The 13,466-nt window shown below is 67.7% G+C and carries 10 protein-coding genes; 3 read left to right on the top strand and 7 right to left on the bottom strand.

The features are described from left to right. Positions 1–7: 7 nt before the first annotated feature. The gene (gene arsB / locus ABQJ54_RS13285) at positions 8–1,099 is read right to left on the bottom strand and encodes an ACR3 family arsenite efflux transporter (protein WP_367854787.1); all 1,092 of its coding nucleotides are present in this window, start codon (positions 1,097–1,099) and stop codon (positions 8–10) included. Continuing rightward, positions 1,096–1,605 (bottom strand): arsenate reductase ArsC, encoded by a 510-nt coding sequence (locus ABQJ54_RS13280; protein ID WP_367854786.1) that lies wholly within the window; start codon positions 1,603–1,605, stop codon positions 1,096–1,098. Before ABQJ54_RS13280 ends, arsB begins: the two co-directional genes overlap by 4 nt. Before the next feature lie 138 nt (positions 1,606–1,743). On the opposite strand from ABQJ54_RS13280, the gene arsH reads away from it, so the two are divergent. Continuing rightward, a complete protein-coding gene (gene arsH, locus ABQJ54_RS13275; protein ID WP_437343356.1) occupies positions 1,744–2,532 on the top strand; it encodes an arsenical resistance protein ArsH in 789 nt (262 codons plus the stop codon). A 200-nt stretch (positions 2,533–2,732) separates the two neighbouring features. On the opposite strand, the gene ABQJ54_RS13270 is transcribed toward arsH, so the two are convergent. The 5 genes from ABQJ54_RS13270 to ABQJ54_RS13250 form a co-directional block, all read right to left on the bottom strand. After that, positions 2,733–4,328 (bottom strand): alpha-amylase family glycosyl hydrolase, encoded by a 1,596-nt coding sequence (locus ABQJ54_RS13270; RefSeq protein ID WP_367854785.1) that lies wholly within the window; start codon positions 4,326–4,328, stop codon positions 2,733–2,735. Beyond that, positions 4,325–5,149, bottom strand: coding sequence for an alpha/beta hydrolase (locus ABQJ54_RS13265; RefSeq protein WP_367854784.1), 825 nt, complete (start codon positions 5,147–5,149; stop codon positions 4,325–4,327). Before ABQJ54_RS13265 ends, ABQJ54_RS13270 begins: the two co-directional genes overlap by 4 nt. Beyond that, entirely contained in the window at positions 5,146–6,264 is a 1,119-nt protein-coding gene (locus ABQJ54_RS13260; RefSeq protein ID WP_367854783.1) for a zinc-binding dehydrogenase, read from the bottom strand. Before ABQJ54_RS13260 ends, ABQJ54_RS13265 begins: the two co-directional genes overlap by 4 nt. Next, positions 6,261–7,088: a phytanoyl-CoA dioxygenase family protein gene (locus ABQJ54_RS13255; RefSeq protein ID WP_367854782.1), complete on the bottom strand. Its 828-nt coding sequence runs from the start codon at positions 7,086–7,088 to the stop codon at positions 6,261–6,263. The genes ABQJ54_RS13260 and ABQJ54_RS13255 overlap by 4 nt, the downstream gene beginning before the upstream one ends. Positions 7,089–7,299: 211 nt before the next feature. Beyond that, the gene (locus ABQJ54_RS13250) at positions 7,300–8,748 is read right to left on the bottom strand and encodes an MFS transporter (RefSeq protein WP_367854909.1); all 1,449 of its coding nucleotides are present in this window, start codon (positions 8,746–8,748) and stop codon (positions 7,300–7,302) included. Positions 8,749–9,065: 317 nt separating this feature from the next. On the opposite strand from ABQJ54_RS13250, the gene ABQJ54_RS13245 reads away from it, so the two are divergent. Beyond that, on the top strand, positions 9,066–11,027 hold the full coding sequence (locus ABQJ54_RS13245) for a serine hydrolase domain-containing protein (protein ID WP_367854781.1): 1,962 nt from the start codon (positions 9,066–9,068) through the stop codon (positions 11,025–11,027). Positions 11,028–11,331: 304 nt separating this feature from the next. Continuing rightward, entirely contained in the window at positions 11,332–13,251 is a 1,920-nt protein-coding gene (locus tag ABQJ54_RS13240; RefSeq protein WP_367854780.1) for a S41 family peptidase, read from the top strand. The last annotated feature ends 215 nt before the right edge of the window (positions 13,252–13,466 follow it).

Raw genomic sequence — 13,466 nt, 5'->3', positions numbered from 1 at the left:
GCTCCGGTCAGGCGGTCCGGGCTTCGTACCAGCGCTTGCTGGTGGTGACGATGCGGACCACGGACAGCATCACCGGCACCTCGATCAGCACGCCCACCACGGTGGCGAGCGCCGCGCCCGAGTGCACGCCGAACAGGCCCACCGCCGTGGCGACTGCCAGCTCGAAGAAGTTGCTGGCACCGATCAGGGCCGACGGTGCCGCCACGCAGTGCGGGACGCGGAACGCGCGGTTGAGGACGTAAGCCAGCGTTGCATTGCCGTAGACCTGGATCAGGATCGGTACTGCCAGCATGGCGATCACCAGCGGCTGGGCGAGGATCTGCTGTCCCTGGAAGCCGAACAGCAGCACCAGGGTCAGCAGCAAGGCGCCCAGCGAAACCGGAGACAGCCGGCCCAGCAGTCGCTGCAGCGCCGACGGGCCGCCCCGCCCGAGCACCACGCGGCGCAGCATCGCACTGATCAGCACCGGTACGACGATGTAGAGCACGACCGAGAGGATCAGGGTGTTCCACGGCACGGTGATCGCCGAGATGCCGAGCAGCAGGCCGACGATGGGCGCGAAGGCCACCACCATGATCGCGTCGTTCAAGGCCACCTGGCTCAGCGTGAAGTTGGGCTCGCCGTTGCACAGGTTGCTCCACACGAACACCATTGCGGTGCAGGGCGCGGCCGCCAGCAGGATCAGGCCCGCGACATAGGAGTCCAGCTGGTCGGCGGGCAGCCACGGCGCAAATACGTGGCGGATGAAGATCCAGCCCAGCAGCGCCATCGAGAAGGGCTTCACGGCCCAGTTGATGAAGAGCGTGACGCCGATGCCCTTCCACTGGCGGCGCACGCCGCCCAGCGCGGCGAAGTCGATCTTCAGCAGCATGGGAATGATCATCAGCCAGATAAGCACGGCGACGGGCAGGTTGACCTGCGCCAGCTGCATGTTGCCCAGCTTCGCGAACGAGCCGGGCAGCAGGTGTCCCAGCAGCGTGCCGGCGACGATGCACAGCAGCACCCAGACGGTCAGGTAGCGCTCGATGAAACCGATGGGGCTCTTCGCAACGGGCGAGATGGCAGCGGCCTCGGCTGCCGGCAGCGACGTCCCGCTCATGCCGCGTCCTCGTCTTCGTCGGCGAGGGCGCCGATGCGATCCAGCGCCTGCTTCAGGGCCCCGCGATCCATCGTCTCCACCGGCAGGTCGACCAGGGCGGCGATCCGGTAGAGGATGAGCGTGTGCGCGCGACGGAATGCTTCCAGCAGGGCGCCATGGCCATGGGCGGCGGCCGGATCGGGTAGGCCCCAGTGGCTCTTGACGAAATCGCCGAAGAGCACCGGGCAGGCCTCGTTGGCTGCGTTGTCGCACACGGTGATGACGATATCGAGCGGCGGGGCGCCGGCTTCCGTGAAGCGATCCCACGACTTGCTGCCCAGGCCATCAACAGAAATACCCGCGGCCTGGAGTTCCTCCAGCGCATAGGGGTTGACCTTGCCCGTGGGTTGGCTGCCGGCACTGAACGCCTCGAAACGGCCCTTGCCCAGGTGGTTGAGCGTGGCTTCGGACAGGATGCTGCGGGCGGAGTTGCCCGTGCAGATGAACAGGACGCGACAGGGGTTCATGACGGCTCTTGTGCAGATGCGCGTATCGGGAAGGGGAAGCACGGGCAGCGCACACGGTGATCGTTTCCACGTGGCCACCTTGCTTCGATATTTCTATATTCATAGAATCATTGCATCAATGCAATACCGGACCTGCCCGTGATCGAAGAACTCCCGCACGTCGATGCCGCCCTGCTCGACACCCCCAGCCTCGCGAAACTGGCGCTGCCGGCGGGTGCCGGCCATCCGCCGCGCATCCTTATCCTGTACGGTTCGCTGCGGCCGCAATCGTTCAGCCGCAAGCTCGCCCTGGAGGCGGAACGCATCCTGCGCCGGTTCGGTGCCGAGACCCGCGTGTTCGATCCGCACGACCTGCCGATCCTGGACAGCGTGCCGGCCAGCCACCCCAAAGTGCAGGAGCTGCGGGCCCTGTCGCTGTGGTCCGAGGGCCAGGTCTGGGTCAGTCCGGAGCGGCACGGCACCCTCACCGGCGTGTTCAAGAACCAGATCGACTGGCTGCCGCTCGAAGACGGCAGCGTGCGCCCGACGCAGGGACGCACGCTGGCGGTGATGCAGGTCTGCGGCGGCTCGCAGTCGTTCAACGTGGTGAACGCGCTGCGCGTGCTGGGGCGCTGGATGCGCATGGTGACCATTCCGAACCAGTCGTCTGTCGCGAAGGCCTGGCAGGAGTTCGACGAGGACGGCCGCATGAAGCCCTCGCCGTTCTACGACCGCGTAGTCGACGTGATGGAAGAGCTGTTCAAGTTCACCCTGCTGGTACGCGATCGCAGCAACTACCTGGTGGACCGCTACAGCGAGCGCAAGGGCGCCGCCCGTGCCATCGCACTCTCGACGGCAGTTGCGGTCACTGAGCCGGTAGCAGCAACCACACCCGTCAAGGAGACGAGCCAGCCCCGCAGCGCCTGTTGTGCCAATGGCGCATGCTGATCATGGCGATGGGCAATGCGGCCGCCAAGCCGTAGCCGCAAATCGATGGCATCCAGCGGCAGGAGTGTCGATGCCCGGGCGCAGTGAAGTGCGATGCCGGTCATCGGTGCCGGCGAGCCGATGCTGTCCAGGCACTTGCGCGCCCGGCCCACGGCCGGTCATTCATGGCCGGGCCGGGAAGCCGCTTTCTTCGCACACTCTCAGTGTGGCGGGAGCGTGCCCACGATGCGCACCTGCATCGGGTGCAGTACGGCATCGGGTACGGTGGGCGCATCGTTGTCGAGCAGGTCGGCCCAGGCAGCGCCTGAAACGAGTTTCGGGTCGAGCCGGGGTTTCGCGTCGGTCCTGCCGAGGTTGACCAGCAGCAGCGTGCGCCGGTCGCCCTGTTCGCGCAGGATGCACAGCACCGCGCTGTCGTCGTCGCAGAGGATGCGCTGGCTGCCGCCTTCGATTTCCGGTCGCGCATGGCGCAGCGCCAGCAGCTTGCGGTACCAGTGGTAGAGCGAGTCGGGCCGGGCTTCTTCTTCCTGCAGCGAAACGCCGTCGTGCGAGCGGTTGTAGCGGTCCTTCCAGAACCACTGGTCGCCGCGGTACCAGATCGCCGAGCCCGCGGCATCGAGGTCCGCCTGCCAGCGGAACGCCTCGCGCACGGGGATACCCACGGCGTCGGTGAGCGGGATGCCGCCGGACTTGCCGATGTTCTTCGGCTGCATGCCGCGCATGCCGAGTTCCTGGCCGTAGTAGATCAGCGGATCGCCCTTGAGCATCAGCTCGATCGCGGCGCCGGCGCGCGCCTTCGCGGGGTCGTCGTGGACCTCCGACATGTAGCGGTCGACGTCGTGGTTTTCCAGGAAGAGCACCTGGATCTTGCCCGCCGGCGTGGCGGCGTCGGTGGCGCGGATGTTCCTGACGATGGTCTGCTTGTCCAGCGACACCAGTGCGCCGCGCAGGGGGAAGGCGAACACCATGTCGACGTGGCCCGCGGTCAGCCACTTCTCGCCGTAGCCCCAGTCGGCCTGCTCAGCGAGGATGCGCAATCCGGGGCGGCGTGTCTTCAGTGCCCGGAAGATCGGCGTCCAGAAGCCGGCGAACAGGTTCTTGTCCAGGCCCTTGTGGTCGAGGTCGTCCATCATGTGGTCGATGCGGAAGCCGTCGACGCCGTCGCGGCCGCTGCCGTCGCCGTGCGGGTCGGCCCAGTACAGCAGCAGGTTCTGGAAGTACGCCTTCACCGCCGGGTTTTCGAGATTCACCATGGCGATGCCATAGGACTTACCGTCGTAGCCCAGCCACTTCGCCTTGCCGAGGAAGGGCTCGGCCACGCAGTGCTGCTTGTCCTTCCACAGCAGGTAACCGGCGTACTTCGCGTGCGGCTTGCAGATCGAATCGCGCCACCACGGGTTGCCTTCGGCGACGTACTGGAATTCCTCGTCGAGATAGACCTTGAGGCCCTGCGCATGCGCGGCGCGGACGAAGGCGAAGTAGTCGTCCAGCGTGCCGTAGGCGGGATCGACGGCCTTGAACGCGGTGGCGAAGTAGTTGTGGTAGTACGGCGAGGGCTGCAGCGGGGTGAGCAGGATGGTGGTGGCGCCGAGCCGCCGGATGTAATCCAGCTTCGAGGTCAGTCCCTTGAGGTCGCCGATGCGGTCGCCATTGGAGTCGCGGAAGCCGCGGAAGAAGATCTGGTAGAACACCTGGCTGGCCGGCTGCGCGGGTGGTGGCGTGGCGGCTTGTGCGAATAGGGTGGCCAGGGCGAGCAGCAGGGCGAAAGCGGCGAGCAGCGGTCGTGCGGGTTTCATGCGTCGTTCTCCGTTGCGTGCAGCACTTCGCCGAAGAAGCGCAGCGTGTGTTCCAGCGTGGCCGACCAGTAGTTCCAGTCGTGGCCGCCGGGGCCTTCGGCATAGTGGTGTGCGATGCCGGCGCGCTGCAGTTCGTGGTGCAGTTCGCGGTTGCCTTCCAGGTAAGGGTCGTCGAGGCCGCAGTCGATGCGCAGCGCCGGCCGCGGATCGCTGGCGGCGGCCAACGCGGCCAACACGTTGCGGTCGTCCGGCGCCTCGCCCCAGTCGGCGCGGGTTTCCTCGATCAGCGCGTCGAACTGCGTGGCGTCGGTCACCGCCGACAGCGCCGCCGCCGCCGCGATGCGTTCCGGGTATTTGCCGGCCAGCCGCAGTGCGCCGAAGCCACCCATGCTGAGGCCGGCCAACAGCAGTGGCGAGCGTGCGCTGCAGCCCGCGACGATGTCCTGCGCCAGTGCCGGCATCTCGTCGACGATCCAGCGCTCGACATCGTGGTCGGCGTGCACCACGTAGCCGGAGCCGTCGCCCCACAGCCCGTCCGACGGCATCACCAGCGCCACCGGCGGCAGCGCGCCTTGCGCGATCAGGCGCGCGGTGGTGAGGTGCGCGCGGCCCTTCAGCGCCCAGGCCCAGTGCGAGCCGTACACGCCGTGCAGCAGCACCACGATCGGCAGGTCCGCCACGCCTTGCGCCACGGGCGGCACGTAGAGGGTGACGTCGGCGCGCCGGCGCAGCGCACGGCTTTTCACGGTGACGAAGGTGAGCCCGTCCGCCGCGATGGCGGGATCGGAGACCTCGATGGTGCGGAAGGTTTCGTCGTTCATGCGATGCGCAGCACGCCCTTGCTGCTGCGTCCGGCCAGCATGTCGTCGAAGGCGCGATCCAGCGCCTCCATCGGGTAGCGGTGGCTGACCAGCGCGGCAAGCTCCAGCTTGCCGTCGGCGATCCATTCGAACAGGCGCGGGAAGTCGCGCGACGGCACGCAGCCGCCATACAACGGCGCGAGGTAGCGCTTGTTCCAGAACAGGTCGGTGAGTTCCAGCGAGGCGGGGCCGTGCGCGCCGCTCACCTGCAGCGCGTTGCCGCCGTTGCGGGCGAGTCGCAGCGGCAGGAAGGCCAGCGCGGGCGCGCCGGTGGCCTCGAAGGCGTGATCGACGCCGCGGCCATCGGTGAGCGCGCGCACTTCGGCGACGAGCTGTGCGTGGTCGCCGTCGTTACCGTGTGGTGCCAGCGCGTGGGTGGCACCCAGCGCGCACGCGCGTTCCAGTCGCGTCGGCACGCGGTCGATCGCGATGATGCTGCGCGCGCCGGCGATGCGCGCACCCTGGATCACGTTCAGGCCCACGCCGCCGCAGCCGAGCACCGCCACGGTGTCGCCGGGCGCCACGGCGGCCACGTTCACCGCCGAGCCCACCCCGGTCATCACCGCGCAGCCGAGGATGCAGGCCGCATCGAGCGGAAGGCCCGGCGGCAGCGGCGTCACCGCTTCGACGCGTACCAGCGTGTGGTGCGCAAAGGTGCCGAGGTGGAAGGCGCGCTCGATGGATTGTCCGAGCCAGCGCGTGGCGCCGGCATGGGGGCGGCTGTTGCCGAGGCGCGGGACGTCGAGTTCGTGGGTGCGCTCGCACAGCGGCGCGGCGCCGTGTTCGCACTGCCAGCAGTGGCCGCAGGGGATCGCCCAGTTCAGCAGCACCGGCTGGCCGATCTCCAGGCCTTCCACGCCTGCGCCGACGGCTTCGACATGACCGGCGCCTTCGTGGCCCATCACCAGTGGACCCGGCCAGCGCAGCGAAGCATGGTCGGTATGGCAGACGCCGGCCGCGGCGATCGCCACGCGCACCTCGCCCGGCCCGGGTGGGTCGACCTCGACGGTGTCGACGACGAAACGGCCTTCGCCGTCGGCGATGATCGCGCTGCCGCGGACGACGCCATTGCTCATGCCGAGGGCTCGAACAGCCTGCTCTCGAACAACACGGGATTCTTCGGCGTGTCGATCACCGCGTCGATCGCCGCGCCGGGGCACCAGCGCTCCCAGTCGGCCCGCTGCATGTGGTTGTCCGGTGCCTTCAGGCGCATGTCGCGATCCATGTAGATCACCGTCATCACCGCACGCGGCCGCGTGGAGCGGTTGGGGCCGGCGCGGTGGAAGGTCCAGCCGGAATGGAAGCTCACTTCGCCGAGATCGAACGGTTCGTCCAGCACGCGGAAGCCGCGCGCGTGCATGTTCGCGGTGATCGCGCGCTCGCTCGCGTCGGAGATCTCCAGGTCGCGGCCGAATTCCACGTGCTGGCTGCCGCTGAAGAAGGCCAGCGGGCCCATGTCCTGCGGCACCGCCTGCAGCGGCACCCACGCGGTGATGGTGCGGTCGCTCGCCACCGGCCAGTAGTACTGGTCGGCGTGCGCGGGCGTGATGCCGCCGCCCGGCTCCTTGTACAGCGACTGGTCGTGGTAGAGCCGCACGCCGTCCACCTCCATCAGCGCGGCGGCGATGCCGGCGAGGCGGCGGCCGAACACGAACTCGCGCGCCGTGCCGCTCTCCTCCCACAGGTTCATCACCTGCAGGAAGGCGCGGTCGTAGGTGCTGCGCTGTTCCAGCGGCAGGGTCTGCGTGTTCAGCGCGATGGTGAGGCGGGTGATCTCCGCACCATAGTGGGCGAGTTCGTCGGCGTTGAACACCTGCTTGAGCTTGATGAAGCCGTCGCGGCGGTAGTCGGCGATCTGCCGGGAGGTGAGCGGGTAGGGGCGGTCGAGGTCGATGGCCATGGGCATGCTTCTGCAGGGATGGGGGCCATCCTAGGAAGCCGGCGACGGCTGCGCATCGGCAGGGCATGCTCAATGAAGCCGCGAAACTGTCGGATTCGTGACCTTGGCGAAGCATCGCCGTGCCCACACAGACACGGCGTAGGAGCGCACCCTGTGCGCGAAGGCTTTTGCTCCGATCGAACACCAAAGCCTTCGCGCACAGGGTGCGCTCCTACGGCTGCTCCGTCAGCCGCACGCGCAGGGTGCACAGTCCGGCCACGAACAGGCTGGCGCCGCCCGTCGCCAGGGCCCACGCCGGCTGGCCGTGGAAGCAGCGTTTCAGCAGTTCGCCCAGCACGCTGGCGGCGACCAGCTGCGGGATGACGATGAAGAAATTGAAGATGCCCATGTACACGCCCATCTTCGCCGCGGGCAGGTTGTCCGAGAGCATCGTGTAGGGCAGCGACAGGATCGACGCCCAGGCAAAGCCCACGCCCACCATCGGCAGCAGCAGCCAGTACGGGTCGCGGATGAACAGGAACGCCGCCAGCCCCGCGCCGCCCAGCCACAGGTTCACCAGGTGGCTGGCGCGCAGGCCCCAGCGGCGCACCATCAGCGGGATCACCAGCGCCGCCAGGGCCGCGCAGCCGTTGTAGACGCCGGACAGCACGCCGACCCAGTTCGCCGCCTCGTTGTACAACGCCGAGTGCGCGTCGGTGGCGCCGTACTGCACCTGGGCCACCGTCGCCGTGGTGTAGATCCACATCGAGAACATCGCGAACCACGAGAACAATTGCACCCAGGCGAGCTGGCGCATCGCGGCAGGCATCGCGTGCAGGTCGCCCAGCACGTGGCCGAGCAAGCCGCGCTTCTGCGCCAGGATCGGGCGCAGCTTCAGGGCCGCCCCGTAACCGATCAGCAGCAGGCCGTAGACGGCCAGGCCGCCGGCGAGGAGGTACATTTCCTGGCGCAGGCCGAAATACGCGATCAGCAACGCCACGGCGACGCCGGCCAGCAGCCACCCGCTGCCGTTGCGCCAGATGCCGCGCAGGTCGGGCAGCGCATCGTCGCCTGGCGTGGGATCGAACGCCCGCAACTGCTCCGGCGGATACTCGCGCGTGCTCGCCACGGTCCAGAGCACCGCGCCGAGCATCGCCATGCCTCCGGCATAGAACGAGTACTTCACCGTGTCCGGAATGCCGCCGTCCGGCGCCACGTTGCTGACGCCGAGGTGCGCCAGGATCCATGGCAGCATCGAGGCGATCACCGCGCCCGTGCCGATGAAGAAGCTCTGCATCAGATACCCCAGCGGTCGCTGGCGCACCGGCAGCTGATCGGCGACGAAGGCGCGGAACGGCTCCATCGCCACGTTGAAGGTGGCGTCCATCAGCCACAGCAGGATCGCCGCGATCCACAGCGCGCCAGCGTTCGGCATCCACAGCAGCGCCAGCGTGGCCAGCAGTGCGCCGGCCAGGAAATAGGGGCGGCGCCGGCCTAGCCGCGTCCAGGTGCGGTCGGAACAGTGGCCGATGATCGGCTGCACGATCAGCCCGGTCAGCGGCGCGGCCACCCACAGCACCGGGATCTGTTCCAGCGAGGCGCCCAGCGTCTGGAAGATGCGGCTCACGTCGGCGGTCTGCAGCGCGAAGCCGAACTGGATGCCGAGGAAGCCGAAGCACATGTTCCAGATCTGCCGGAACGACAGTTCGGGCCGGGCGGTCGCGCTGCCGGTCGGGCGCGGGCCTGGCCGCGATGGTCGGGTGGGGGAGGTCAAGGACATGATCCTGCGAGAGGCGACTCCCGCAAGGTTAGGCAGCATCGCACTGCAGCAACCAGAGGACACATACGTATTCATTCGATCGAATAGGTAACCGGCGGGACACGCAAGCTGCGAGCGAGGTCGTGGTTCCGGCACGCGGCCGTGTGCCGTTGGGTGGATTTCACGAACGGCATGCTTTGATGGCGCGGCGCGAATCCACCCTTGCCACGGATACCTCCATGAGCCGCCCGCTACGCCTGTTCCTGTGTGCCCTGCTGTCGATGCTGGCGACGGCGGCGATGGCGCAGATCGAGATCCGCCCGCTGCCGGAACATGCACCGCCCAAGCCCGTGCCGCTGGGCGCGCGCGAGCTGGACGCGCAGGACGCGGAAGCGTGGCTGGACGGCCTGATGCCGTATGCGCTGAAGAAGAACGACCTCGCCGCCGCGGTGGTGGTGATCGTGAAGGATGGCCAGGTGCTGCTCGCCAAGGGCTACGGACATGCCGACGTGGCGGCGGGCAAGCCGGTGGATCCGGCCACCACGCTGTTCCGGATGGGCTCGATCTCCAAGCTGTTCACCTGGACCGCGGTGATGCAGCTGGTGGAGCAGGGCAAGCTCGATCTCGATGCGGACGTGAACACCTACCTCGATTTCAGGATACCGCCGCGCGACGGCAAGCCGGTGACGCTGCGCGAGCTGATGACGCACACGGCCGGCTTCGAGGAGACGATCAGGAACCTGTTTGCCTCCGACGCCCGGCACTTCCTCGGCAATGCGGCGTGGGTGAAAGAGTGGGTGCCCGAGCGCGTGTACGCGCCGGACAAGCTGCCCGCGTATTCGAACTATGGCGCGGCGCTGGCGGGCTACATCGTGCAACGCGTGTCCGGCCAGCCGTTCGACGACTACGTGGAGCAGCACATCCTGGCGCCGCTGGGCATGCAGTACGCGAGCTTCCGCCAGCCGCTGCCGAAAGCCCTGGCGTCGCACATGGCACTGGGATACGCGCGTGCCGGCGCGCCGCCCAGGAGCTTCGAGCTGGTGAACGCGGCGGCGGCCGGCGCGCTGTCGGCCAGCGGCGAGGCGATGGCGCGCTTCATGCTCGCCCAGCTGCAGGGCGGCAGCTATGGCGGTGCGCAGATCCTCGCGCCCGCGACGGTGCGGCAGATGCAGGATTACAGCCGCGCCGCGGTGCCTGGTCTGCGCGCGATGGCGCTGGGCTGGTACCACATGGACCGCAACGGGCAGGTCATCATCGGCCACGCCGGCGACACCCAGTGGTTCCACAGCGAGCTGGCCTTGTACCCGCAGCAGGGCGTGGGCGTGTTCGTCGCCATCGACGGTCGCGACGACGGCGGCCTGCGCGGGCAACTGCTGGACGGCTTCACCGACCGCTATTTCCCCGCGCCGCCGGAAGTGCCGCAGCCCGCGCTGGCGAGCGCGCGCAAGGATGGCGCCCTGCTGGCGGGGCGCTACGCCAGCAGCCGCGCTTCCGTGTCGAACTTCATGGCCATGGCGGGCCTGTTCTCGCAGGTGCGCATCGAGCAGGACCGCAACGGCGACCTGGTGACGCCGGACTTCCGCAATCTCGCAGGGGCGCCGCGGCACTGGCGCGAGGTGGCGCCGTTCTTGTGGCGCGACGTGGACGGCCGCGAACGGCTCGGCGCCAAGCTGGAGCATGGCCAGGTGCGCTGGCTGTCGATCGACGCCGTGTCGCCGGTGCTGGTGTTCCTGCCGGTGTCGGGCTGGCATTCGGCGGCGTGGAACCTGCCGCTGCTGGGCCTGATCGTGCTGGTGTTCGCGCTGGTGGCGCTGCTGTGGCCGGTCGCCGCGCTGGTGCGACGCGCTTGCGGCAAGCCGTTCGCGCTGGCGGGGCGGTCGAGGCTCTGGTACCGGTTGAGCCGGGTCGCGGCGATCGCCCAACTGCTGTTCTACGCCGGCTGGCTCTGGGTGCTGCTGCGGCTGCAGGCGGACATCGCCAGCCTGGGCAGCGGCTTCGACGCTGCCTTGCGACTGATCCAGCTGGCAGGCCTGCTGGCGGTGGCGGGTATCGCGGCAGCGGCGATGAACGCGTGGCACGCATGGCACGCCCCCGGCGGCTGGTGGCGCAAGCTCAACAGCGTGGCCCTGCTCCTGGCCTGCCTCGCCACGCTGTGGTTCATCGGCAGCCTGCACCTGCTGGGCCTGCATCTGGACTACTGAAACGGACCGCGCTCACGGTCCGTCACGCGCACATCGATGAAGTTGACCATCCGGACCAGTCGGGCGAGATCAGTGCGCCGGCATCCTGACCGGCGTCAGCCCGCGGGCCGGAACCCGTGCCCATGGCCGAAAGCGGACGCCTTGCCCGGCTGGTGCGCCTTGTGTGGAGCGCTGGGCCGTGGCATCGAACAGGCGTCCGGGATGAATCATCCTGCCTCGCGCGTGTCCAGCCAGCGGCTATGATCCTCGCCTGACGCGGACGTCTCTCGGCGATCGACTTTGGGTCCATGTAAAGGGAGATTCGATGACGGCCAAGGTTGCCCTGCACGGGGTGGGAAGCCGATCGGGCTCATTTTTCAGGTGCGCAGTGATTGCCGCCATGGTGGCGCTGCCAACGGTTGCCACGGCGCAACTGTCGCAATCCCGGCAACCGTCCAGGGTGCTGTCGCTCGACGACGGCCATGGCATTCTTCAGGCCATGCGCGGGGGAGATGCGAAGGCATCCGGACGCCATCCGCCCGAGACCGCCCTCGATGCGGATCACCAGTTCGACGCAGGCTCGGGAATCGCGATCCACAAGCTCGATGGGACGCAGACGGAAAACCTGGTGACGCTGGGAAAGGTCTGGGGCTTCCTGAAGTACTACGACCCTGCGATCACGTCAGGCCAGCGGCAGTGGGACTACGAGCTGTTCCGGGTGTTGCCCGGGATCCTGGCGGCGGGCGACCGTGCCAGCGCCAATGCCGTTATCGTCAAATGGATCGACGGGCTGGGTCCGGTGGCGCGCTGCCAGGCATGCGCCACCGTGGACAAGCACGACCTTCAGTTTGGCCCCGACCTGGGCTGGATCGCCGACACGCGGCTCCTTGGCAAGGCACTCAGTCGAAAACTGCTGTGGATTCGCGACCAGCGGCGGCCCGGCACGCAGTTCTACGTTGCTCTGGCGCCGGCAGTGGGTAACCCGGCCTTCCAGCACGAACCGTCATACGGCGACGTCCACTTTCCCGATTCCGGCTTTCAGCTACTTGCGCTGTTCCGCTACTGGAACATCATCGAGTACTGGTACCCCGACCGGAACGTGATCGGCGAAGACTGGGACAAGGTGCTGGCGACGTTCATCCCGAAGCTTGCGTTGGCCAAGGACCGTACCGGATACCAGCTCCAGTTGATGGCGCTCATTGCCGAAGTCCACGACACCCACGCCAACCTGTGGAGTTCCCTCAACGTGCGGCCGCCTGTCGGCCATTGCCATCTGCCCGTGCGTCTTCGCTTCGTGCAACACCAGGCGGTGGTGACGGGCATCGAGGACATGTGGTCGGCCATGGCGGTACTGAAGATCGGCGACGTCATCACCAGGCTGGACGACCGGCCCATATCCGCCCTGGTCAAGGAGTGGTCGCCTTACTACGCGGATTCCAACGAGGCTGCACGTTTGCGCGACATGGCGACATACATGACTCGCGGGTCATGCAACGAGATCCACCTGATGGTTCGCGGGGGCGGCCAAGAGTTGCAGCTCAAAGCTTCGCGTGTACTTTTGCCGGGGGACTATCTCGCCATTGCGTTTCACGATCTGCCCGGCCCCGGGTTCCGATTGCTGTCGCCCGAGGTCGCCTATCTGAAATTGTCGTCGGCAAGCGCGAGTCGGGTGGCCGACGACATCAGGCAGGCAGCGGGTACCAGGGGACTGGTCATCGATGCGAGAAACTATCCGTCGGAGTTCATGGTTTTCGCGCTGGGCTCGTTGCTGGTCGACCGGCCCACGCCGTTTGCGCGATTCACGGTGGGCGACTTGTCCAACCCCGGTGCGTTCCACTGGACACCACCACTGATACTCGAACCCAAGGCGCCCCACTACCACGGCAAAGTCGTGATCCTGGTGGACGAGGTAACGCAGAGCAGCGCCGAGTACACCGCCATGGCATTTCGTGCCGCACCCGGGGCTCTGGTCGTGGGCAGCACGACGGCAGGGGCCGATGGCAATGCGTCGCGGATTCCGTTGCCCGGCAACCTGTTCACGGTAATCAGTGGCATTGGCGTGTTCTATCCCGACCAGCGACCCACCCAGCGTGTCGGCATCGTTCCGGATGTCGTCGTCGAGCCCACCATTGCGGCCATCCGCGACGGCCGGGATCCGGTGCTGGAGGAGGCGTTGCGCCTGATCCTTGGCCCGAAGACACCCATTTCCAGTATTGAAGGGATGTATCGCAGTCGGCCTCACTGATCGCCGTGGACCAGGGCGTCGACCAGCAGGAGATCAAGCGCTACTCGTCACGGACAGGGCAGCGGGCTGGATTTGGATCGGTTGAAGCTCTTGGCCGACCGGCCCATGATCCATGTGCCTCCGATATTTTTGCAATGCGGCATGCATCGCGGCAGCGCGGGTGATAGCGTCCGAATGGATCGATCTAAATCCATGGCTGCGCGCACTGGTCCCGA

Origin of the sequence: Rhodanobacter lycopersici (genome assembly GCF_040812335.1) — a bacterium.
Lineage (GTDB): Bacteria > Pseudomonadota > Gammaproteobacteria > Xanthomonadales > Rhodanobacteraceae > Rhodanobacter_A > Rhodanobacter_A lycopersici.
This window is presented reverse-complemented; position numbering and strand designations above follow the sequence as displayed.

Bases quoted from the DNA above. Each gene is read 5' to 3' on its own strand.
- arsB (WP_367854787.1), bottom strand. From the start codon at position 1,099: ATGAGCGGGACGTCGCTGCCGGCAGCCGAGGCCGCTGCCATCTCGCCC.
- ABQJ54_RS13280 (WP_367854786.1), bottom strand. From the start codon at position 1,605: ATGAACCCCTGTCGCGTCCTGTTCATCTGCACGGGCAACTCCGCCCGC.
- ABQJ54_RS13270 (WP_367854785.1), bottom strand. From the start codon at position 4,328: ATGAAACCCGCACGACCGCTGCTCGCCGCTTTCGCCCTGCTGCTCGCC.
- ABQJ54_RS13265 (WP_367854784.1), bottom strand. From the start codon at position 5,149: ATGAACGACGAAACCTTCCGCACCATCGAGGTCTCCGATCCCGCCATC.
- ABQJ54_RS13260 (WP_367854783.1), bottom strand. From the start codon at position 6,264: ATGAGCAATGGCGTCGTCCGCGGCAGCGCGATCATCGCCGACGGCGAA.
- ABQJ54_RS13255 (WP_367854782.1), bottom strand. From the start codon at position 7,088: ATGGCCATCGACCTCGACCGCCCCTACCCGCTCACCTCCCGGCAGATC.
- ABQJ54_RS13250 (WP_367854909.1), bottom strand. From the start codon at position 8,748: ATGTGCTTCGGCTTCCTCGGCATCCAGTTCGGCTTCGCGCTGCAGACC.
- ABQJ54_RS13245 (WP_367854781.1), top strand. From the start codon at position 9,066: ATGAGCCGCCCGCTACGCCTGTTCCTGTGTGCCCTGCTGTCGATGCTG.
- ABQJ54_RS13240 (WP_367854780.1), top strand. From the start codon at position 11,332: ATGACGGCCAAGGTTGCCCTGCACGGGGTGGGAAGCCGATCGGGCTCA.